We start from the raw sequence: 18,911 nt of genomic DNA, 5'->3' as shown, positions 1-18,911 counted from the left end.
AGGAGGCACCGAGTTGATCTACGGCGCAATGAAGCTCTCCATCGGCAACGGGCTGAAGCTCGCCTTCAGGCCCTGGGTGGAGGGCCTGGAGAACATTCCCGAGCACGGGCCGGCGATCCTCGCGAGCAACCACCTGTCCTTCTCCGACTCGTTCTTCCTGCCCGCCGTCCTGGACCGCAAGGTCACCTTCATCGCCAAGTCCGAGTACTTCACCACGCCCGGCGTGAAGGGGAAGCTCACCGCCGCCTTCTTCAAGGGCGTCGGCCAGCTCCCGGTGGACCGCTCGGGCACCCGGGGCGCCGGTGAGGCCGCCGTCAGGGCGGGCATCGAAGTCATCGAGAGCGGCGGGCTGTTCGGCATCTACCCGGAGGGCACCCGGTCGCCCGACGGCCGTCTCTACCGGGGCAAGCCCGGTGGGCTCGCCCGGGTCGCGCTGGCCACCGGCGCCCCCGTCATCCCCGTCGCGATGATCGACACGGAGAAGATCCAGCCGCCCGGCAAGGTGATGCCCAAGCTGATGCGCCCGGGGATCAGGATCGGCAAGCCGCTCGACTTCAGCCGCTACCACGGCATGGAGGGGGACCGCTTCATCCTGCGCTCGGTCACCGACGAGGTGATGTACGAGATCATGAAGCTCTCCGGGCAGGAGTACGTCGACATCTACGCGACCGTCGCCAAGCGCCAGATCGCGGAGGAGGCCAAGCGCCGCGCGGAGGAGAAGCGCGCGGGCGGAGAGTCCGGAACGCAGGGGTGACGGAACGGTTCGGCGCGTAGTGCGCCGGTCCTGTCCGGGGGGTGGGGGGAAGTGGCCAGGCGCGAACGCGTCGTACGGATGTCGGTCGAGCAGCCGCTGTGGCGTGCCCTGACGGCCTATCGCGTGCTGACGATGCTCTACGCGGTGCTGCTCGCCGTGTTCGGCCGCGAGCGGTACGACCGGCCGTGGGTCGCCGTCGTCTTCCTGACCGTGCTGGCGGTCTGGACGCTCGCCACCCTGCCGAAGGTCTCGGGCGCCGTCGCCTGCACCAAACGCTTCCTCGGGGTGGACCTGGCGCTCGCCCTCACCGGTATCCTCCTCACCCCGCTCGCCGACTTCGAGGCCCAGTCGGTCGACGGCCCCACACTGCCGTCCATCTGGACCGCGGGCTCGGTGCTGGCTTTCGCGCTCAAGGGCGGCTGGCGCTGGGCGGCGTTCGCCTCGACCCTCGTCGCGGCCGTCAACATCGTCGAACGCGGCGAGCCCAGCCGGGACACCTTCCACAACGTCCTGCTGGTCTGGGTCGCCTCCATCGCCATCGGGTACGTCGTCGAGGTCGCCCGGGCCAGTGAACGCACCCTCGCCCGCGCCCTGGAGATCGAGGCCGCCACCCGGGAACGGGAACGGCTCGCCCGCGACATCCACGACAGCGTCCTCCAGGTCCTGGCGATGGTGCAGCGCCGCGGCACCGCGCTCGGCGGCGAGGCGGCGGAACTGGGCCGGCTGGCCGGGGAGCAGGAGATCGCCCTGCGTACCCTGGTCACCAGCGGCCTCGTGCCCACCACCCGGGTCTCCGAGGACGCCGCCGAGGGCGCGGTGGTCCGCAGCGTGGAGGTCGACGACGAACCGTCCGGCCCGGCCGTGTGCGACCTGCGCACCCTGCTCGCCCCGTACGCGGGCTCCCGGATCACCTTCGCGGAGCCCGGGGCTCCGGTGCTGCTCGCCCCCGACACCGCGACGGAGCTGGCGGCCGCCGTCGGTGCCGCCCTGGACAATGTGAGGGTGCACGCGGGGGAGGACGCCCAGGCGTGGATCCTCGTCGAGGACTGGCCGGACGAGGTGATCGTGACGGTCCGGGACGACGGGCCGGGCATTCCGGAGGGGCGGCTCGCCCAGGCGGAGGGGGAGGGACGGATGGGGGTCGCGCTGTCGATCCGCGGCAGGCTGCGTGACCTGGGCGGTACGGCGGAGCTGGTCTCGGTGCCCGGTCAGGGCACCGAGGTGGAGTTGAAGGTTTCCAAGGTTTCACGGGGGAAGGCAGGTTCAGCGCGATGAGCACGCAGGGCGACCGGAGCGCCGAGGAGCGGACCACCACGGTGATGGTGGTCGACGACCACCCGATGTGGCGCGACGCCGTCGCCCGCGATCTGTCCGAGTCCGGTTTCGAGGTGGTGGCGACCGCGGGTGACGGACCGCAGGCCGTCCGCAGGGCGAAGGCCGTCACGCCCGACGTCCTCGTCCTCGACCTCAATCTGCCCGGCATGCCCGGCGTGCAGGTCTGCAAGGAACTCGTCGGTGCCCTCCCCGGGCTGCGGGTGCTGGTGCTCTCCGCGAGCGGCGAGCACGCCGACGTGCTGGAGGCGGTCAAGTCCGGTGCCACCGGTTATCTGCTCAAATCGGCCAGTACCCAGGAGCTGACCGAGGCCGTACGGTCCACCGCGGCCGGCGATCCCGTCTTCACCCCGGGCCTGGCCGGACTCGTCCTCGGCGAGTACCGCAGGCTCGCCTCCGACCCCGCGCCCGTCGCCGCCGACGAGCCGGGGGCCCCGCGGCTCACCGAGCGCGAGACGGAGGTGCTGCGGCTGGTCGCCAAGGGACTCTCGTACAAGCAGATCGCCGAGCGTCTGGTCATCTCCCACCGCACCGTCCAGAACCACGTCCAGAACACCCTGGGCAAGCTCCAGCTGCACAACCGGGTGGAGCTCGTGCGGTACGCGATCGAGCGCGGCCTCGACGACGTCTGAGCACGTCCGGGCCCGCCGTCGGGCGAGCGACGCCTCCGAGCGGCGCGACGGGGACCGGAATCGTACATTCGCGATGACCGGCGCATCCCCGATGGCCGGCTCATGCCCTCGGTCCCCGATCCGTGCGACGAACGGGAGCAGTCGTGGAAATTCTGGCCTTCGGTGTGCAGTCCGACGAGAAGCCGCTGATCGAGAGCGCCTTTTGCAGAGCGTTCGCCGGGCAGCACGAGGTCCGGTGCCTGGACGTCTTCCTCACCGCCGACACCGCCCCCATCGCGGCGGGCCACGAGGTCATCTCCACCAGCGTCAACGCCGACCTCGGCGCCCGCGTCCTGCAGACGCTCGCGGCGGGGGGCACGCAGATGATCGCCCAGCGCTCCACCGGCTTCAACAACATCGATCTCGACGTCGCCGAACGGCTCGCCCTGCGGGTCGCCCGGGTCTCCCACTACTCGCCGTACTCGGTCGCGGAGTTCGCCTGGGCCCTCGCGATGGCGGTCAACCGCCGCGTCGTCCGTGCCGCGAGCCGCACCCGCGACTTCGACTTCCGGCTCGACGGCCTCCTCGGCCGGGACATGCACGGGCGCACGGCCGGGGTGATCGGCACGGGCCGCATCGGCGAGGCGTTCACCCGTATCGCCCACGGGTTCGGCATGAGACTGCTCGGCTGGGACGTCACCGAGAACCCCGCCTGCGTCGCGCTCGGCATGGAGTACGTCGACAAGGACCGGCTCCTCGCCGAGTCCGACCTGATCAGCCTGCACGTTCCGCTGCTGCCCGCGACCCACCACCTGATCGGCGCGCGGGCCCTGGCCTGCATGAAGGACGACGCGATCCTCGTCAATTCCAGCCGCGGCGGTCTCGTCGACACCGACGCACTGGTCGCCGAGCTCCGCGCGGGCCGGTTCCTGGGGGTCGGACTCGATGTGTACGAGGCGGAGGCCGGGCTCTTCTTCGTCGACAAGTCCCTGGAGGGCATCGACGACGACACCCTCGCCCGGCTCGTCACCTTCCCCAACGTCGTCGTGACCTCGCACCAGGCGTACTACACCCGGGACGCCGTGTCCCAGATCATCGACGCCACCGTGCGCAACATCGCCGACCACCTGGCCGGCCGCCGCAGCGAGAACGTCCTCGTCCCGGCGCTCCCGGCGGGGTGACGCCCCGGGGACCCGCCGGTCCCCGGCGCCCCGCTCGTCGGCACGCCTCAGCCGGTGACCGGCAGCCCCGCGAGCAGCTCCGCCACGATCGTCGTGCCGCGCAGCGTCAGCACCGACTCCGGATGGAACTGCACCGACGCGAATCCGGGCCCGCGCAGCGCGTGCAGCTCCCCGGTCGCCGGGTCCACGCTCGACTCGATGCCGTGCGCCGCCAGTTCGACGGCCGCCGCCTCGTCGCAGCGCGCGCCGAAGCTGTTGTAGAAGCCGACCGTCTCCGGCCGCCCGAAGAGGTCGATCCGGACCTGCGCGCCCTGATGGGGGACGGGCTTGCGGACGATGTCCAGCCCCAGCTCCGCCGCGATCAGCTCATGGCCCAGGCAGACCCCCAGCAGACCGTGCCGGTGGTCGCGGACCAGCTCCGCGGCGAGCGCGCGCAGCAGCCGCATCTTCGGATCGGCCGTGTCGCCCGGGTTCCCGGGCCCCGGCCCCAGCACGACCGGCCCCGCGTGCCCGCGCACCCGCTCGCGCAGCCCCGGCTCGTCGAAGCGATGCACCGACACCTCAAGCCCCGAGGAGCGCAGCAGATGGGCCAGCATCGCGGTGAAGGTGTCCTCCCCGTCGACCACCAGCGCACGGCCGGACACCTCAGGGGCCCGCTCCTGCATCCGCAGCCAGAACGGGGCGAGCCCGCCTCGCCGGGCGTCCAGCGCCTCCCGCACCCGCGGATCGTCGGCCAACCGCGCCGGACCCGGCGCCCCGGCCCGGGGCCGTCCGGTCCCCACCCCCAGCGCGGCGAGCACCCCGGCCGCCTTCGCGTGCGTCTCGGCGACCTCACCCTCCGGATCGCAGTGGCGCACCAGGGTCGCCCCGACCGGCACCCGCAGCCCGCCGTCGGCCGCGATGTCGGCGGTACGGATCAGGATCGGCGAGTCCAGGCTCTGCGTCCCGCCCGGCTCCTGCCGCAGCAGCGCCAGCGCCCCCGCGTAGTAGCCGCGCCCGCCGGACTCGTACCGCTCGATGACCCGGCAGGCGTTCTGCACGGGCGATCCGGTCACCGTCGCCGCGAACATGGTCTCCCGCAGCACCTCCCGCACATCGAGCGAGGAACGTCCGCGCAGCTCGTACTCGGTGTGCGCGAGATGGGCCATCTCCTTGAGCCGCGGCCCGACCACCACCCCGCCGCGGTCGCCCACGGTGCACATCATCTTCAGTTCCTCGTCGACGACCATGGAGAGCTCGTCGCGCTCCTTGTGGTCGGCGAGGAAGGCCAGCAGGCCCTCGGTGGTCGGTCCCTCGGCGGGGTAGCGGTACGTGCCGCTGATCGGGTTCATCACGACCGTCTCGCCGGACATCCGCACGTGCACCTCGGGGCTCGCCCCGACCAGCGTCCGCCCTTCCAAGGAAGGTCCCGCCCCCTGCCCGCTCCCGGTGTGCACCACGAACGTCCAGTACGCGCCCCGCTCACCGGCCAGCAACCGCCGGAACAGGGCCAGCGCGTCGGCCCGGCCGAAGCCGGGGATCTCGCCCCGGAAGGTGCGCCGGACGACGAAGTTCGCGCCCTCGCCCTGCCCGATCTCGTCCTCGACGACCCTGCGGACGATCTCCGCGTACTCCTCGTCGGGTACGTCGAAGCCGCCGCCCTCGACCCGCACGTCCCGCACCGGAAGGTGTTCAAGGACCTCGGCGAGCGGCAGTGCGTACACCTCGTCGGCGACCAGCACGGACAGCGGCGTGCCGTCGTCGCGCACGTCGAAGCCGCGCTCGGCGATCTGCCGGAACGGCACCAGGGCGAGCGAGGGCAGCGGCCCGACCGGGAGGTCGGCGAGCCGGTCCACCTCCCGCACCGGGCCGATCAGCACCTCGACCACGTCCTGGTCGTGGCCGGGGGTGCGCCGGCGCAGCAGCGCGAACGGCGGGCAGTCGTCACCGAGCAGCCGTTCGACGACGGAGCCGGTGCGGCGGGGCTGGGGCTGGGGACGGGACACGGGCTGTTCCTTCCATGAGGAGGAACGGCTCCCGAACGCGAAGAAGGCCGCCCCTCGGGCGGCCTTCGCGTGGTCTGTCGCGCGATCGATCAGTGGGCCGCCGGATGAGCGGTCCACCACCAGTTCTGGGTCGTCTGCGCGAACATGCCCCGAACCCTAGCGGACGGGCGGGGCGTCCCCCAACGGAAATCCGCCGACGGACGCCGTCGCAGGGCGGGGGCGGCCCCGGCGGTCGGGAGGGTCGTCCGAGCGGGTGTCTCAACTATTGAGCTTTTGGATGGCCGCGGCGCCGGAACCCGTAATGTTGTCGGTGTGACCGTGAACGCCAATACCTCCGTCGCCGGTGGCCACACCTGGCGAGACCTTCCCGCGGCGCAGCAGCCCGAGTACCCCGATGCCGAGGCCCTGCGCGATGTACTCGCGGAACTCGCGTCGTATCCGCCGCTCGTGTTCGCGGGCGAGTGCGACCAGCTGCGCGCCCGTATGGCAGCCGTCGCCAAGGGCGAGGCGTTCCTGCTCCAGGGCGGTGACTGCGCCGAGGCGTTCGACGCCGTGTCGGCCGAGCACATCCGGGCCAAGCTGAAGACGCTGCTCCAGATGAGTGCCGTCCTCACCTACGCGGCGTCCGTGCCGGTCGTCAAGGTGGGCCGGATCGCCGGTCAGTACTCCAAACCGCGCTCCAAGCCCACCGAGACCCGCGACGGCGTCACGCTGCCGACCTACCGCGGCGACTCGGTGAACGGCTTCGCCTTCACCGAGGAGGCCCGCGTCCCGGACCCGCAGCGGCTGAAGCAGATGTACCACGCGTCCGCCTCCACGCTGAACCTGGTGCGCGCCTTCACCACCGGCGGCTACGCCGACCTGCGCCAGGTGCACGCCTGGAACCAGGACTTCGTGAAGTCGTCGCCCTCCGGCCAGCGCTACGAGGCGCTCGCCCGCGAGATCGACAACGCGCTGAACTTCATGAAGGCGTGCGGAACGGACCCGGCGGAGTTCAAGGCCGTCGAGTTCTACGCCTCGCACGAGGGCCTGCTGCTGGACTACGAGTCGGCGCTGACCCGTGTCGACTCGCGCACCGGCCGTCTGTACGACACCTCCGGCCACATGGTCTGGATCGGCGAGCGCACCCGGCAGATGGATCACGCGCACATCGAGTTCGCCTCGCAGATCCGCAACCCGATCGGCATCAAGCTCGGCCCGACCACGACGGCCGAGGAGGCGCTGCAGTACGTCGAGCGCCTCGACCCCGACCGGGAGCCGGGCCGGCTGACCTTCATCGTCCGCATGGGCGCGGACAAGGTCCGCGACAAGCTCCCCGAGCTGGTGGAGAAGGTCACCGCGTCCGGTGCCACCGTGGCGTGGGTGACCGACCCGATGCACGGCAACACCTTCGAGGCCGCCTCCGGCCACAAGACCCGCCGCTTCGACGACGTCCTGGACGAGGTGAAGGGCTTCTTCGAGGTGCACAAGGGCCTGGGCACGCACCCGGGCGGCATTCACGTCGAGCTCACCGGCGACGACGTCACCGAGTGCGTCGGCGGCGGGCACGAGATCTTCGTGGACGATCTGCACCAGCGCTACGAGACGGCCTGCGACCCCCGCCTCAACCGCAGCCAGTCCCTCGACCTGGCGTTCCTGGTCGCCGAGATGTACCGGGACCAGTAGGCGTCACCGCGGGTGACACACGTACGACTGTGGGGCACGGATCGCTGTGATCCGTGCCCCACAGGGCTTTCGGAGGTTCCGGGCACCTTGCGCGCAGGGTAAGGTTAGGTTTGCCTCACCGGGTAGGGGGACGGTTTGGCAGTCGAGGGCCGAACCCGTCGGGAGGTGAACCGCATGTACGTCTGCTCGTGCTTCGGCGTCACGGAGCAGCAGGTCAGGGAGCACGCGGACGCCGGAGCCTGCACCCCCCGGAAGATCGCCTCCGCCTGCAAGGCGGGCACGGACTGCGGCGGCTGTGTCCGGGCCATCCAGGCCGTCCTCGGCCGCGGCGCCTGCCCGCGCCGCGAGATGCTCGACCGGAAGCCGACGCCCGGCGCCGACTCCGACGCCACCGGGGGCGACGTCGACGCCCTCGCCCCGGACGCCGTACCGCCTGCCCGGCTCCCCGAGGCGGCCTGACCTTCCCGGGTCGGCTCCCGAGTGTCCGCAGCGCGGGATCCCGGTGCTCCCGGTGCCCCGAGAGCACTCAGCGGTACCCCTTGGAGCCCGTCTGGTCGTCGTGCCCCTCGTCGTTCGGCTGCTCGATCTGCTGCGCGATGTAGAGCGGCTCGCCGAGCTTCTCGACGAGCGCCAACTGCGCTTCGAGGTAGTCCACATGCTGTTCCTCGTCGTCGAGGATCGCTTCGAAGATGTTCGCGGACGTGATGTCGTCCTTCCCGCGCATCAGCTCGATCCCGCGCCGCAGCCGGTCGATCGCCTCCACCTCGATCTGGAGGTCGGCCTGGAACATCTCGGTGACGGTCTGACCGACCCTTACGTGGAACAGCCGCTGATAGTTGGGGAGTCCGTCGAGGTACAGGACGCGGTCCGTGAGGATCTCGGCGTGGCGCATCTCGTCGAACGACTCGGCGCGGGTGTACTTCGCGAGCTTCAGCCAGCCGTGGTGCTCCTGCATCTTGGAATGAAGGAAGTACTGGTTGACCGCGGTCAGTTCAGCGGTCAGCTGCTCGTTCAGGAACTCGATGACCTCGGGATCGCCCTGCATCGGAGAGGCTCCTTCCGGCCGGCGAATGCCAGCCAATGCCGATGAATGCCAGTGAATGCCAACGAATACGGCAAGTTGGCCGAATCCTCGCACCGCGCCCGGTGATCGTCCAGTAAGTACACGCTTAGTAGGATTTGCCGGAATTATCCACACCCTGGTCGGAACCACCCTTGTCTGTCTGTCACCATGGAGGCATGGGTCAGCCGGAAAGCCGGGAAAACCGCGCGTCAGAGCAGTCGGAGCTTCCGCCGGGACAGCGGCTCCAGCGCGGCTGGCCGGTCACCCACTACGGGCCGGTACCCAAGTTCAAGCCGGACCGCTGGGAGTTCCGGGTCTTCGGTGCCACGGCGGACGGCGGGAAGCACTGCTGGAATCATCAGGAGTTCTCCGCGCTGCCGTACACCTCGGTCGTCGCCGACCTGCACTGCGTCACGAAATACAGCATGCTCGGCGCCGAATGGGGCGGGGTCCTCGCCCGTACGGTCCTGGAGCTCGCGCCGCCCGCGCCGAACGTCACGCATGTGATGGTCTGGGCCGAGTACGGCTTCAGCTCGAACCTGCGGCTCTCCGACTTCACGTCGGAGCGAACGATCTTCGCCACCCACAAGGACGGTGAGCTGCTCACCGCCGAGCACGGTTTCCCGCTCCGGCTCGTCGTGCCGCACCTCTACGCCTGGAAGGGGCCCAAGTGGGTCCGCGGCGTCGAGTACATGACGGCGGACCGCCGCGGTTTCTGGGAGGAGCGGGGTTACCACAACGTCGGCGACCCGTGGCGCGAACAGCGCTACTCGTACCAGGAAGAGCCCGGGGACGGCCCCGAGCTCTGACCCGATGGACGGCGGGCGTGTCCGGTCCGTCGTCGGTGGCGGTACCGGTGCCCCACCGCGTGACCCGTGCCGCGGCAGGTGATCCACTGGTCGACCGGGTACCCCAGAGGTATCCCTCGATGAGGATCAAGAGGGGGAAGGACGCGGGATCAGTCCTGGTCGCGCAGCCGCTTCAGCCGGGCCACGTCCGCCGTATGGCCGTCCTTTCCGCCCGGTGTCTCGATGATCAGGGGCACGCCCGCGGTGGCCGGATGGGAGAACAGCTCCCGGAACGGTTCCGCACCGATGTGCCCGGCACCGATGTTCGCGTGCCGGTCCTTGTGGGCCCCCGCCGCCTCCTTGGAGTCATTGGCATGGATCAGTTTCAGCCTGCCCGCGCCGACGGTGTCCACCAGCAGGTCCAGGGTCTGCCGCATGCCCCCCGGGCCCGCCAGGTCGTGGCCCGCCGCGTGGACGTGGCACGTGTCGAGGCACACGCCGAGCCTGGGATGGGAGTCGAGCGCCTCGAAGTACGGGCCGAAGTCCCAGGTCCGTGAGCAGAGCGAGGACCCCTGACCGGCTGTGGACTCCAGCAGCAGGTACGGGTCGTCGTCGTGCGTCAGCTCGTCCAGCAGCGGCCGCATGTGCGTACGCACCTGGGCGAGGGCCCGTTCGCGCGGTCGGCCGCCGGTCGCCGACCCGGTGTGCACCACGACGCCCAGCGCGCCTATCTCGCGGGCCCGGCGCAGCGAATGGCGCAGCGAGCCCACCGACCTCTCCACGGTGGCCTCGGTGTGCGAGCCGAAGTTGATCAGGTACGGAGCGTGGACGTACGCGGGTACGGAGGCGGCGGCGCACTCGGCGCGGAACCGTTCGTCCTCGGCGGGGTTGCCCGCGGGGGTCGCCCAGCCGCGCGGATTGGCGACGAAGACCTGCACCGCCTCCGCCCCCATCTCCCGGGCGTAGGGCAGGCCGACCCTGGCGAGACCGCCGGCCACGGGAACATGGCCGCCGACTGGGTTGCGCATGCGGATCTAGAGCCCCTTGGTCCTGATGGTGACGGTGCTGCCCTCGGGAGCCCGCTCGCCGCCCGTGACGGACTGGCTCGCGATGGTGTCGTTGAAGGAGAGGAACGGGCGGTCGACCTTGACTTCGAAGCCCGCGTCCTCCAGTTCGCCGGTCGCGTCGTCGACGTCCTTCCCGGTGACGTCCGGGACGGCGATCAGCCGCGGCCCCTTGGAGACCGTGAGCGTGAGGGTGTCGCCCTCGGCAGCCCGGGTGCCCTCGCCCAGTGACTGATGGGCGATGTCGCCGGCGACCTCGGGGGAGTGGACCCGGTCGGGCAGCACCTCGGCCTTCAGCCCCACCTCGTCCAGCGCGGCGGTGGCGTCCTCGACGGAGAGCCCGGTGACATCGGGCACATCGACCGGAGCGCCCTTGTTGACGACCAGGGCGACCGCGGAGCCGGAGTGGCGCTCGGCCCCCGCCTCGGGGTCCGTACGGATCACCTCGCCCCGTGCCGTCTCCTCGCTGAACTCCTTGGTGACCATGCCGGGCACCAGGCCGACCTCCTCGAGATCACGCTTGGCGTCGGCGAGCGCGAGGCCCTGGACATCGGGCACCTTCACGATCTCGGGGCCGCGCGAGACGACGAGCTTCACCGCATCGTTCCCCCGGATACGGTCGCCCGAACCGGGGTCGCTGCTGATGACCTTGCCTCGTTCCACCGTGTCGCTGTAGGCCCGCTCGACACCCTCGAGCTCCAGACCGGCGTCCGAGAGCCGCTGCTGGGCGGTCTTCTCGGTCTGGCCGAGCACGGAGGGTACCCGGGTGAACTGCCCGGAGCTGATGTACCAGACACCGGTGCCGATCCCCAGTACCAGCAGCACCGCGACGACCGCGGTGACGACGGAGCGCCGGGGGCCGCGGCGCCACGGGGCGCGCGGTGCGGGCCGCGGCGGGGCCGGCAGGGGCATTTCCAGTCGGCTGGTGTGATGGGCGACGCCCTGGCCGGCCGGGAGCAGCCGCGGGATCACGCTCGTGCGGTCCTCGGCGGGGTCGTGCGCATCGGCGAGGGCCTGCGGCGGTACGGCGTCCAACTGGGCGTCGGTGAGGCCGGAGCGGGCCTCACGGGTCTCGGCGAGCAGCGCCACCGCGTCGAACGGGCGGACCTCGGGATTACGGGCGGTGGCGCTCGCCACCAGGTCGTCGAGCTCGACCGGGAGTTCCGGGACGGCGGCCGACGGGGCCGGGACGTCCTCGTTGAGGTGCTGATAGATGACCTGGGCGGGGGTGTCGCCGGCGTGCGGCTTGGACCCGGTCAGCATTTCGTACAGGACGACACCGCAGGCGTACACGTCGGTGCGGGTGTCCGCCGTGCCGTGCTCTATCTGCTCGGGGGCGAGGTAGGAGACGGTGCCCAGGACTGATCCGATGGTGTGGGTGACGGCGCCCACCGCCCGTACGAGACCGAAGTCGGCGACCTTGACCCGGCCGTCGTCGCCTATGAGGACGTTCTCCGGCTTCATGTCGCGGTGCACGAAGCCCGCCCGGTGCGCGGCGCCGAGCGCGGCGAGGACCGGTTCCAGGATGTCCAGAGCGGCCCGCGGTTGCAGAGCGCCGCGGTCGCGCAGCACATCGCGCAGGGTGCAGCCCGCGACGTACTCCATGGCGAGGTAGACGTACTGCCCCTGGGCGCCCTGGTCGAAGACCGCGACCACGTTGGGGTGCGCCAGCCGGGCCACGGACTTGGCCTCGCGTATGAACCGCTCCACGAAGGACGCGTCGGTGGCGAGTGCCGGATGCATCACCTTGAGGGCGAGCACCCGGTCGAGCCGGGTGTCCACGGCCCGGTAGACCGTGGCCATGCCGCCCACGGCGATGCGGGCATCGACGCGGTAGCGGCCGTCGAGCAGCTGCCCGACGAGAGGGTCCTGGAGGGTCGTATCCACGCAAGTGAGTCTACGAGCCGCCGCGGACGCGTCCGACGGCCCGCACGGTCCCGGGGTCGAACCGCAGCCGAGCCGTGACAGGGACACGCCGCCTCCGCGGCCCGCCGGTGCCCGGGCACCCCGGTCAGAAGGCCGGGCGCTCCGGGTCCAGCACCGCACGCCCCGCCACCGGAGACGACGCCTCGGCGAAGTGCCGGCGCGGGATCCGGCCCGCCCGGTACGCCAGCCGCCCGCCCGCAACCGCATGCCGCATCGCGGCGGCCATCAGCTCGGGCTCCTGGGCCCGGGTCACGGCGGACGCCAGCATCACCGCCGCGCACCCCAGCTCCATCGCCAGTGCGGCGTCCGAGGCCGTCCCGGCGCCCGCGTCGAGGATCACCGGCACCCGCGCCTGCTCGACGATCAGCCGGAAGTTGTGCGGATTGCGGATGCCCAGACCGGAGCCGATGGGGGAACCGAGCGGCATCACCGCCGCGCAGCCCACGTCCTGGAGCCGACGGGCCAGCACCGGGTCGTCGTTGGTGTACGGCAGCACGGTGAAACCGTCGTCCACCAGGGTCTCCGCGGCGTCCAGCAGCTCGACCGGGTCGGGCAGCAGGGTCCGCTCGTCGGCCACCACCTCCAGCTTGACCCAGTCGGTGCCGAGGGCCTCGCGGGCCAGCCGGGCGGTCAGGACGGCCTCGCCCGCGGTGAAGCAGCCCGCCGTGTTCGGCAGGACGCGGATGGAGAGCCGCCGCAGGACGGACAGCACCGATCCCCGCACGGTCGGGTCGAGACGGCGCATCGCGACGGTGGTCAGCTCGGTGCCGGAGGCGACGAGGGAGCGTTCCAGCACATCGAGGCTGGGCGCCCCGCCCGTGCCCAGGATCAGCCGGGAGCCGAACGTGGTGTCGCCGAGCGAGAAGAGGTCGTCGGACACGGTCAGCCTCCCTGGACCGCGGTCAGGATCTCGACGCGGTCCCCGTCGAGCAACGGCGTGGCGGACCACTGCCCGCGCGGCACGACGCTCTCGTTGACGGCCGCCGCGACACCGGAGCGGGCGGAGGTCAGCCCGGCGACCAGCGCGTCCAGGGCGGTGCCCGCGGCGAGGAGCCGGACCTCCCCGTTCACGGACACGGACATCGAAGCGGCGGAGGGGACGGACACGGAATCGGAAGCGGGGGAGGGCGCGGGCTCGGTCATGCGGGCTGCTCCTGACGTACGGAGTCGGCGGCGGGCGAGAAGCGGTACGGGGTGAAGGGGCGGGCCACCTCGGGCAGCTCACCGTCGGCCAGCGCCGCCGCCATGACGTCGCCGGTGACGGGCGTGAGCAGCACCCCGTTGCGATGGTGGCCGGTCGCGAGATGGAGGCCGGGCAGCGCGGTGGGGCCCAGCAGCGGGGCGTTGTCGGGGGAGCCGGGGCGCAGGCCGGCCCGGGTCTCGACGAGCGGCAGCTCCGTGATGCCGGGCACCAGCTCGTGGGCGTCGCGCAGCAGCTCGTAGACGCCGCCCGCGGTGACGGTGGTGTCCCAGCCCATTTCCTCGCTGGTGGCGCCGACGACCAGTTCGCCGTTCTCGCGCGGTACGAGATAGAGGTGGCCGCCCCGGACCAGGGCCCGGACCGTCCGGGAGAGGAAGGGCGCGTACCGGGCGGGCACGGTCAGTCGCAGCACCTGCCCCTTCACCGGCCGGACCGGTGGCGCGACCCCGTCCGGCAGGCCCGGCAGCCGGCCGCTGAGACTCCCCGCGGCGAGCACGGTCTGGCCGGCGGCGAGCTCCGCGCCCCGGGCGAGCACGATTCCGGCGGCGCGGTCGCGCACCACCGTCAGGCGCTCCGCGCGGGCCCGGTGGAAGACCACCCCGGCCCGCTCGCACGCGGTCAGCAGCGCGGCGGCCAGCCGGCGCGGATCGATCTGGTGATCGCCGTCGACCCGCAGCCCGCCGCGCACGCCCGGCGCGAGCATCGGCTCCAGACGGCGGCACTCGCGGCCCGTCAGCCACTGCGATTCCAGGCCCGAACGCCGTTGCAGGGCGTGCAGTTCCCGCAGATGGGCCCGGTCGTCGGCGTCCAACGCGACGGCGAGCGTGCCGCAGGTGCGAAAACCCGTGTCCCGGCCGCTCGCCTCCTCCAGCTCCGCCACGAAGGCCGGATAGCGGGCGGCAGAGGCGAGATTGAGGCCCAGCAGCAGCTCCTCGCCGTAGTGGAGCTCGGTGACGGCGGCCAGCATCCCGGCTGCCACGCGGGCGGCCCCGCCACCCGGATCGGGATCGACGACCCCGGTGCGCAGTCCGCGCTGCGCGCTGCGCCAGGCGGTCACCAGGCCGATGATCCCGCCCCCGACGACGAGGACGTCGTAAGGCCCCCCGTCCCCGGCGGACCGGCCTTCGTGGTGAGAAGAACGCATGGGCGTCCAGCCCCTCCCTTCGCCGGCATGACCCGGATCAGGTTCGTACGGTCGAAGGCCGCTCCAGCCTCCCTCTCAGCCCCTGCGTCCGGGCTCCCGCGAGTGTCTTACCGTGGCCACCCTAACGGCCTCACCCGCTGCCAAGCGTGGATGAGGCCGTAAACCCCGTCCACCGGGCCCGGTGAGGGACCGCCGGACCCAGGCAAGGGAGCAGCGCCATGGCCCGTTCGCTCGACGGACTCGTCCTCTCGCCGGTCGCCGATCAGGCACCCGGTCAGGTCGGTACCCGCACCCGCTTCACGTACCACGAGGAGGACGGCCGGATCTGGGCCGAGTACGCGGGCGGCGACGTGGTCCGCGGCCGACTCGTCGGCACCCGCGCCGGCGACGTCCTCGACTTCCGGTACGTGCAGCTCAAGCAGGACGGAACGACGTCCTGCGGCCACTGCGTCTCCACCGTCGTCGATCTCCCGGACGGCCGGGTCCGGCTGGAGGAGCGGTGGGAATGGGAGTCCCAGGAGGGCAGCGGCACCAGCACCGTGGAGGAACTCCCCCTGCCGTGACGGTCAGTCAGGTGCTTATGGTGGACAGGTGAGCGATCAGCAGCAGTCGCAGCAGTCGGAGCGCCCGAACCCGGGCACGGAGCGCCGCGTCGTCGTCGTCGGCGCGGGGATGGCCGGTGTGCAGACGGCCGTGGCCCTGCGGGAGCAGGGCTTCACCGGCCCCGTCACGGTGATCGGCGCCGAAACCCACCAGCCCTACGACCGGCCCCCGCTGTCGAAGGCGGTGTTGCTCGGCACGGCCGAGGACTCCGCCTTCGACATCGACTTCGAGGCACTGGACATCGAGCTGAGACTGGGCCTCGACGTCACCGGCCTGCGGGCCGCGGCGCACGAACTGGACACCCGGTCCGGCCCCGTCCCCTACGACGTGCTGGTCATCGCGACCGGTGCGGAACCGGTGGCCCTGCCCGGCACCGAGGGCGTCCCCGGCGTCCACCTGCTGCGCACGCTCGACGACGCGGCGCGGTTGCGGCCCGTCCTCGACGAGCGGCACGACGTGGTGGTCGTGGGCGCGGGCTGGATCGGCGCCGAGTTCGCCACCGCGGCCCGCGCCGCCGGCTGCGCGGTCACCGTCCTGGAGGCCGCCGGCCGGCCGCTCGCCGGCACGCTGCCCGCCGAGGTCGCCGCCCCGATGGCCGCCTGGTACGCCGAGAGCGGGGCCGAACTCCTCACCGGCACCCGGGTCGACCATGTCGAACCGGGCCGGGTGGTCCTCGCCGGCGGCCGCGGGATCCCGGCCGGGGCGGTCGTCGTCGGCATCGGTGCCCGCCCCGCCACCGGCTGGCTGGCAGGCTCGGGCGTCGAACTCGGCCCCGACGGGTCGGTGACCGCCGACGCGGCGCTGCGCACCTCGCTGCCCGATGTGTACGCCGTCGGCGACTGTGCCTCGTTCCCGTCCGCCCGCTACGGCGAACGCCTGCTCGTCCATCACTGGGACAACGCGCTCCAGGGCCCCCGGACCGTCGCCGCCGACATCGTCGCGGCGGCGGGCGGGGAGCACCCGGCGCCGCCCGCCTACGACCCCGTGCCGTACTTCTGGTCCGAGCAGTTCGACCGGTTCGTGCAGTACGCGGGCCACCACGCGGGCGCCGACACCCTGCTGTGGCGCGGCGACGCCGCCGACTCCGCCTGGTCGGTGTGCTGGTTGCGCGACGGGGTCCTGGTCGCGGTCCTCGCCGTGGGCCGCCCCCGCGACCTGGCGCAGGGCCGCAGGCTCATCGAGGCGGGGACGCGCGTCGACCCGGTGCGGGCCGCCGACCCCTCCGTGCCCCTGAAGTCGACGGCCCTCTGACGCCCCCGCCCCCGGGGGCCGACGGCTCTTCGACGTCCGTGCCCCTGGGGCCGCCGACCCTCCGACGGCGTACCGGCGCCGCCCGTACGGTCGGCCCGGCTACCGGCTGTCGGTCCGGGATGGCACGCTTGTCCCGTGACCGAGATTGACGCAAAGATCGATGCTCTCGTCCCTGCCTGGCTCCACCTCCCCGACATCGCCGACACGCTCGGTGTCGAGGTGACACGTGTGCGGCAGCTGGTCAAGGAGGGCCAGCTCATCGCCGTGCGCCGTGGTGAGAACCGGGCTCTCCAGGTGCCGGCCGCCTTCATCGCCGGCAACAAGGTGGTCAAGGGGCTCTCCGGCACCCTGACCCTCCTGCGGGACGATGGCTTCAACGACGAAGAGATGCTGGAGTGGCTCTTCACGCCCGACCCGACCCTGCCGGGCACACCCGCCCAGGCACTGAGTGAGAATCGCGGCACGGAGGTGAAGCGCCGCGCCCAGGCGCTCGCCGTCTGAGAGGCCGCACGCCGGGGTGCGGGCCGCACGGCCGCACCCCGGCGCCGTTCCGATGACCGCTCACGCTCTTTCGGGGGGAACCACACCATGCCCACGCCTCGCGCGCAGCTGTCCGACGCCCGGCTCTACCTGTGCACGGACGCCCGCAGGCGTCAGGGAGATCTCCCGGCCTTCCTCGACGCCGTCCTCGCCGCCGGGGTCGACATCGTCCAGCTGCGCGACAAGGGCATGGAGGCCGCCGAGGAACTCGAACACCTCGCGGTTCTCGCCGACGCCTGCGAGCGCCACGGCAAGCTCCTCGCGGTGAACGACCGGGCCGACGTCGCCCATGCCATCGGCTCCGACGTGCTCCATCTCGGCCAGGGCGATCTGCCGGTCCGCGCGGCCCGCGCCATCCTCGGCGACGGTGTGCTGATCGGCCGCTCCACCCACGCCCGGTCCGAGGTCGACGCGGCCGTGGCCGAGCCCGGTGCGGACTACTTCTGCACCGGCCCCTGCTGGCCCACCCCGACCAAGCCCGGCCGGCCCGCCCCGGGGCTGGACCTCGTGCGGTACGCCGCCTCGCTCGGCACTCGGCGCCCCTGGTTCGCCATCGGCGGGATCGACGCGGGCAACCTCGACGAGGTGCTGGACGCCGGGGCGCGCCGGGTGGTCGTCGTACGGGCGATCACCGAGGCCGAAGACCCCGCGGCGGCCACCGCCGAGCTCGCCGGACGGATCCGGGCCCGCGTCGAGGAGTGATGACGCCCCTTGCCAGGACGTGGTCCGGGGCCGGTACCGGGGCATGAGCCGGGGCCGCGTCGAGCGCGTTCCAGCCGAGTGTCCGAAGGGTGGACAAACAAACGCCTCATTCGGACATTTTGCACCGGTCTGGTCCTGCGGTCCGCACGCTCTGGTTAACCTGCCCGTATGGCTCTTGGCACACCTACCACCAGGAGGGATCACGCGCCCACGGTGCGTGAACTCCTCGCGACCGGCAAGCCCTCGTACTCCTTCGAGTTCTGGGCACCCAAGACCGAGAAGGGCGAACGGAACCTCTGGAACGCCCTGCGTCGCGTCGAGGCGGTGCGGCCGAGTTTCGTCTCCGTGACGTACGGCGCCGGCGGTTCCACCCGGGCGGGGACGGTCAAGGCCACGCAGGAGATCGCCGCCGACACCACCCTCACCCCCGTCGCGCACCTCACCGCGGTCAATCACTCCGTCGCCGAGCTGCGCAACATGGTCGGGCAGTACGCCGATGCCGGGATCCGGAACATCCTCGCCGTGCGAGGCGACCCGCCCGGCGACCCGAGGGGCGAATGGGTCGAGCACCCGCAGGGCGTGCGGTACGCGGCCGATCTCGTCCGGCTCATCAAGGAATCCGGAGATTTCTGTGTCGGGGTCGCGGCTTTTCCCGAGATGCACCCGCGTTCGACCGACTGGGACACCGACATCCGGCATTTCGTGGACAAGTGCCGCGCCGGTGCCGATTATGCGATCACCCAGATGTTCTTCAACCCGGACGACTATGTGCGGATGCGTGACCGAGCGGTCGCTGCGGGTTGCGAAACCCCGATCATTCCCGAGGTCATGCCGCTGACCAGCGTCAAACAGCTCGACCGGTTCGCACAGCTCAGCAACGCCTCTTTCCCGTCGTCGCTGAAAGAACGGATCCTCGCGTTCAAGGACGACCCCGCCGCTGTACGCTCCATTGGTATCGACTTCGCAACGCGGTTCTGCGCGAGGCTGCTTTCCGAAGGTGTGCCCGGATTGCACTTCATCACGCTCAACAGCTCGACGGCGACGCTCGAAATCCACGAGAATCTCGGACTGCACAAGCAGTTGTGACCGGCCGTACCCGCC

At 71.8% G+C, this 18,911-nt stretch carries 20 protein-coding genes and 1 riboswitch; of the genes, 12 read left to right on the top strand and 8 right to left on the bottom strand.

What is annotated here, in order from left to right:
* The first annotated feature begins 13 nt into the window (after positions 1-13).
* From ACGF2V_RS07065 to ACGF2V_RS07050, 4 genes are all read left to right on the top strand, one after another.
* Positions 14-754: a lysophospholipid acyltransferase family protein gene (locus ACGF2V_RS07065; protein ID WP_362626722.1), complete on the top strand. Its 741-nt coding sequence runs from the start codon at positions 14-16 to the stop codon at positions 752-754.
* 51 nt (positions 755-805) lie between these two features.
* The gene (gene macS / locus ACGF2V_RS07060; RefSeq protein ID WP_362703916.1) at positions 806-2,029 is read left to right on the top strand and encodes a MacS family sensor histidine kinase; all 1,224 of its coding nucleotides are present in this window, start codon (positions 806-808) and stop codon (positions 2,027-2,029) included.
* The gene (locus ACGF2V_RS07055) at positions 2,026-2,718 is read left to right on the top strand and encodes a response regulator transcription factor (RefSeq protein ID WP_360112501.1); all 693 of its coding nucleotides are present in this window, start codon (positions 2,026-2,028) and stop codon (positions 2,716-2,718) included. Before macS ends, ACGF2V_RS07055 begins: the two co-directional genes overlap by 4 nt.
* A 143-nt stretch (positions 2,719-2,861) precedes the next feature.
* Positions 2,862-3,878 (top strand): 2-hydroxyacid dehydrogenase, encoded by a 1,017-nt coding sequence (locus ACGF2V_RS07050; RefSeq protein ID WP_362626729.1) that lies wholly within the window; start codon positions 2,862-2,864, stop codon positions 3,876-3,878.
* Positions 3,879-3,925: 47 nt separating this feature from the next.
* Here the strand turns inward: ACGF2V_RS07050 and ACGF2V_RS07045 are convergent, their stop codons facing one another.
* Positions 3,926-5,863, bottom strand: coding sequence for an anthranilate synthase family protein (locus ACGF2V_RS07045; protein ID WP_362703913.1), 1,938 nt, complete (start codon positions 5,861-5,863; stop codon positions 3,926-3,928).
* A gap of 89 nt (positions 5,864-5,952) precedes the next feature.
* Positions 5,953-6,009 carry a trp operon leader peptide gene (locus ACGF2V_RS07040; RefSeq protein ID WP_078513512.1) on the bottom strand — a complete coding sequence of 19 codons (57 nt, stop codon included), beginning with the start codon at positions 6,007-6,009 and terminating at the stop codon, positions 5,953-5,955.
* Positions 6,010-6,175: 166 nt separating this feature from the next.
* On the opposite strand from ACGF2V_RS07040, the gene ACGF2V_RS07035 reads away from it, so the two are divergent.
* Together ACGF2V_RS07035 and ACGF2V_RS07030 are read left to right on the top strand one after the other, a co-directional pair.
* On the top strand, positions 6,176-7,528 hold the full coding sequence (locus ACGF2V_RS07035) for a class II 3-deoxy-7-phosphoheptulonate synthase (protein ID WP_362626734.1): 1,353 nt from the start codon (positions 6,176-6,178) through the stop codon (positions 7,526-7,528).
* Positions 7,529-7,702: 174 nt separating this feature from the next.
* Complete coding sequence (locus ACGF2V_RS07030; protein WP_362703911.1) at positions 7,703-7,987, top strand: (2Fe-2S)-binding protein; 285 nt, start codon at positions 7,703-7,705, stop codon at positions 7,985-7,987.
* Positions 7,988-8,054: 67 nt separating this feature from the next.
* On the opposite strand, the gene bfr is transcribed toward ACGF2V_RS07030, so the two are convergent.
* A complete protein-coding gene (gene bfr, locus ACGF2V_RS07025) occupies positions 8,055-8,573 on the bottom strand; it encodes a bacterioferritin (protein ID WP_362626740.1) in 519 nt (172 codons plus the stop codon).
* 194 nt (positions 8,574-8,767) lie between these two features.
* Here bfr and ACGF2V_RS07020 point away from each other — a divergent pair, with 194 nt between their 5' ends.
* Positions 8,768-9,400, top strand: coding sequence for a sulfite oxidase-like oxidoreductase (locus ACGF2V_RS07020; protein WP_362626743.1), 633 nt, complete (start codon positions 8,768-8,770; stop codon positions 9,398-9,400).
* A gap of 149 nt (positions 9,401-9,549) precedes the next feature.
* On the opposite strand, the gene ACGF2V_RS07015 is transcribed toward ACGF2V_RS07020, so the two are convergent.
* The 5 genes from ACGF2V_RS07015 to thiO all read right to left on the bottom strand — a co-directional run bounded on the left by ACGF2V_RS07015 (position 9,550) and on the right by thiO (position 14,714).
* The gene (locus ACGF2V_RS07015; RefSeq protein WP_362626746.1) at positions 9,550-10,407 is read right to left on the bottom strand and encodes a deoxyribonuclease IV; all 858 of its coding nucleotides are present in this window, start codon (positions 10,405-10,407) and stop codon (positions 9,550-9,552) included.
* A 6-nt stretch (positions 10,408-10,413) separates the two neighbouring features.
* Entirely contained in the window at positions 10,414-12,330 is a 1,917-nt protein-coding gene (gene pknB, locus ACGF2V_RS07010) for a Stk1 family PASTA domain-containing Ser/Thr kinase (RefSeq protein WP_362703908.1), read from the bottom strand.
* Positions 12,331-12,454: 124 nt separating this feature from the next.
* Positions 12,455-13,249 carry a thiazole synthase gene (locus tag ACGF2V_RS07005; protein WP_362626751.1) on the bottom strand — a complete coding sequence of 265 codons (795 nt, stop codon included), beginning with the start codon at positions 13,247-13,249 and terminating at the stop codon, positions 12,455-12,457.
* A 2-nt stretch (positions 13,250-13,251) separates the two neighbouring features.
* Positions 13,252-13,512, bottom strand: a complete 261-nt coding sequence (gene thiS, locus ACGF2V_RS07000) for a sulfur carrier protein ThiS (RefSeq protein ID WP_362703905.1) — start codon at positions 13,510-13,512, stop codon at positions 13,252-13,254.
* Positions 13,509-14,714, bottom strand: coding sequence for a glycine oxidase ThiO (thiO, locus tag ACGF2V_RS06995; protein WP_362626758.1), 1,206 nt, complete (start codon positions 14,712-14,714; stop codon positions 13,509-13,511). Before thiO ends, thiS begins: the two co-directional genes overlap by 4 nt.
* Positions 14,712-14,824, bottom strand: a riboswitch (TPP riboswitch). It overlaps the preceding gene by 3 nt.
* Positions 14,825-14,932: 108 nt before the next feature.
* Between thiO and ACGF2V_RS06990 the strand changes: the two genes are divergently transcribed.
* The 5 genes from ACGF2V_RS06990 to metF all read left to right on the top strand — a co-directional run bounded on the left by ACGF2V_RS06990 (position 14,933) and on the right by metF (position 18,896).
* Positions 14,933-15,277 (top strand): hypothetical protein, encoded by a 345-nt coding sequence (locus ACGF2V_RS06990; protein ID WP_362626761.1) that lies wholly within the window; start codon positions 14,933-14,935, stop codon positions 15,275-15,277.
* 109 nt (positions 15,278-15,386) lie between these two features.
* Positions 15,387-16,568 carry an FAD-dependent oxidoreductase gene (locus tag ACGF2V_RS06985; protein ID WP_362626857.1) on the top strand — a complete coding sequence of 394 codons (1,182 nt, stop codon included), beginning with the start codon at positions 15,387-15,389 and terminating at the stop codon, positions 16,566-16,568.
* Between the two features lie 135 nt (positions 16,569-16,703).
* On the top strand, positions 16,704-17,069 hold the full coding sequence (locus ACGF2V_RS06980; protein WP_362626764.1) for an Rv2175c family DNA-binding protein: 366 nt from the start codon (positions 16,704-16,706) through the stop codon (positions 17,067-17,069).
* An 87-nt stretch (positions 17,070-17,156) separates the two neighbouring features.
* On the top strand, positions 17,157-17,810 hold the full coding sequence (thiE, locus tag ACGF2V_RS06975) for a thiamine phosphate synthase (protein WP_362626767.1): 654 nt from the start codon (positions 17,157-17,159) through the stop codon (positions 17,808-17,810).
* A gap of 168 nt (positions 17,811-17,978) precedes the next feature.
* Complete coding sequence (metF, locus tag ACGF2V_RS06970; protein ID WP_362626770.1) at positions 17,979-18,896, top strand: methylenetetrahydrofolate reductase [NAD(P)H]; 918 nt, start codon at positions 17,979-17,981, stop codon at positions 18,894-18,896.
* The last annotated feature ends 15 nt before the right edge of the window (positions 18,897-18,911 follow it).

Source organism: Streptomyces sp. NPDC047982, from assembly GCF_043204165.1.
GTDB lineage: Bacteria > Actinomycetota > Actinomycetes > Streptomycetales > Streptomycetaceae > Streptomyces.
This window is presented reverse-complemented; position numbering and strand designations above follow the sequence as displayed.

Coding starts and splice junctions, on each gene's coding strand:
- ACGF2V_RS07055 (WP_360112501.1), top strand. CDS start 2,026: ATGAGCACGCAGGGCGACCGGAGCGCCGAGGAGCGGACCACCACGGTG.
- ACGF2V_RS07030 (WP_362703911.1), top strand. CDS start 7,703: ATGTACGTCTGCTCGTGCTTCGGCGTCACGGAGCAGCAGGTCAGGGAG.
- bfr (WP_362626740.1), bottom strand. CDS start 8,573: ATGCAGGGCGATCCCGAGGTCATCGAGTTCCTGAACGAGCAGCTGACC.
- ACGF2V_RS07020 (WP_362626743.1), top strand. CDS start 8,768: ATGGGTCAGCCGGAAAGCCGGGAAAACCGCGCGTCAGAGCAGTCGGAG.
- ACGF2V_RS07015 (WP_362626746.1), bottom strand. CDS start 10,407: ATGCGCAACCCAGTCGGCGGCCATGTTCCCGTGGCCGGCGGTCTCGCC.
- thiS (WP_362703905.1), bottom strand. CDS start 13,512: ATGACCGAGCCCGCGCCCTCCCCCGCTTCCGATTCCGTGTCCGTCCCC.
- thiO (WP_362626758.1), bottom strand. CDS start 14,714: ATGCGTTCTTCTCACCACGAAGGCCGGTCCGCCGGGGACGGGGGGCCT.
- ACGF2V_RS06990 (WP_362626761.1), top strand. CDS start 14,933: ATGGCCCGTTCGCTCGACGGACTCGTCCTCTCGCCGGTCGCCGATCAG.
- ACGF2V_RS06985 (WP_362626857.1), top strand. CDS start 15,387: ATGGCCGGTGTGCAGACGGCCGTGGCCCTGCGGGAGCAGGGCTTCACC.
- thiE (WP_362626767.1), top strand. CDS start 17,157: ATGCCCACGCCTCGCGCGCAGCTGTCCGACGCCCGGCTCTACCTGTGC.
- metF (WP_362626770.1), top strand. CDS start 17,979: ATGGCTCTTGGCACACCTACCACCAGGAGGGATCACGCGCCCACGGTG.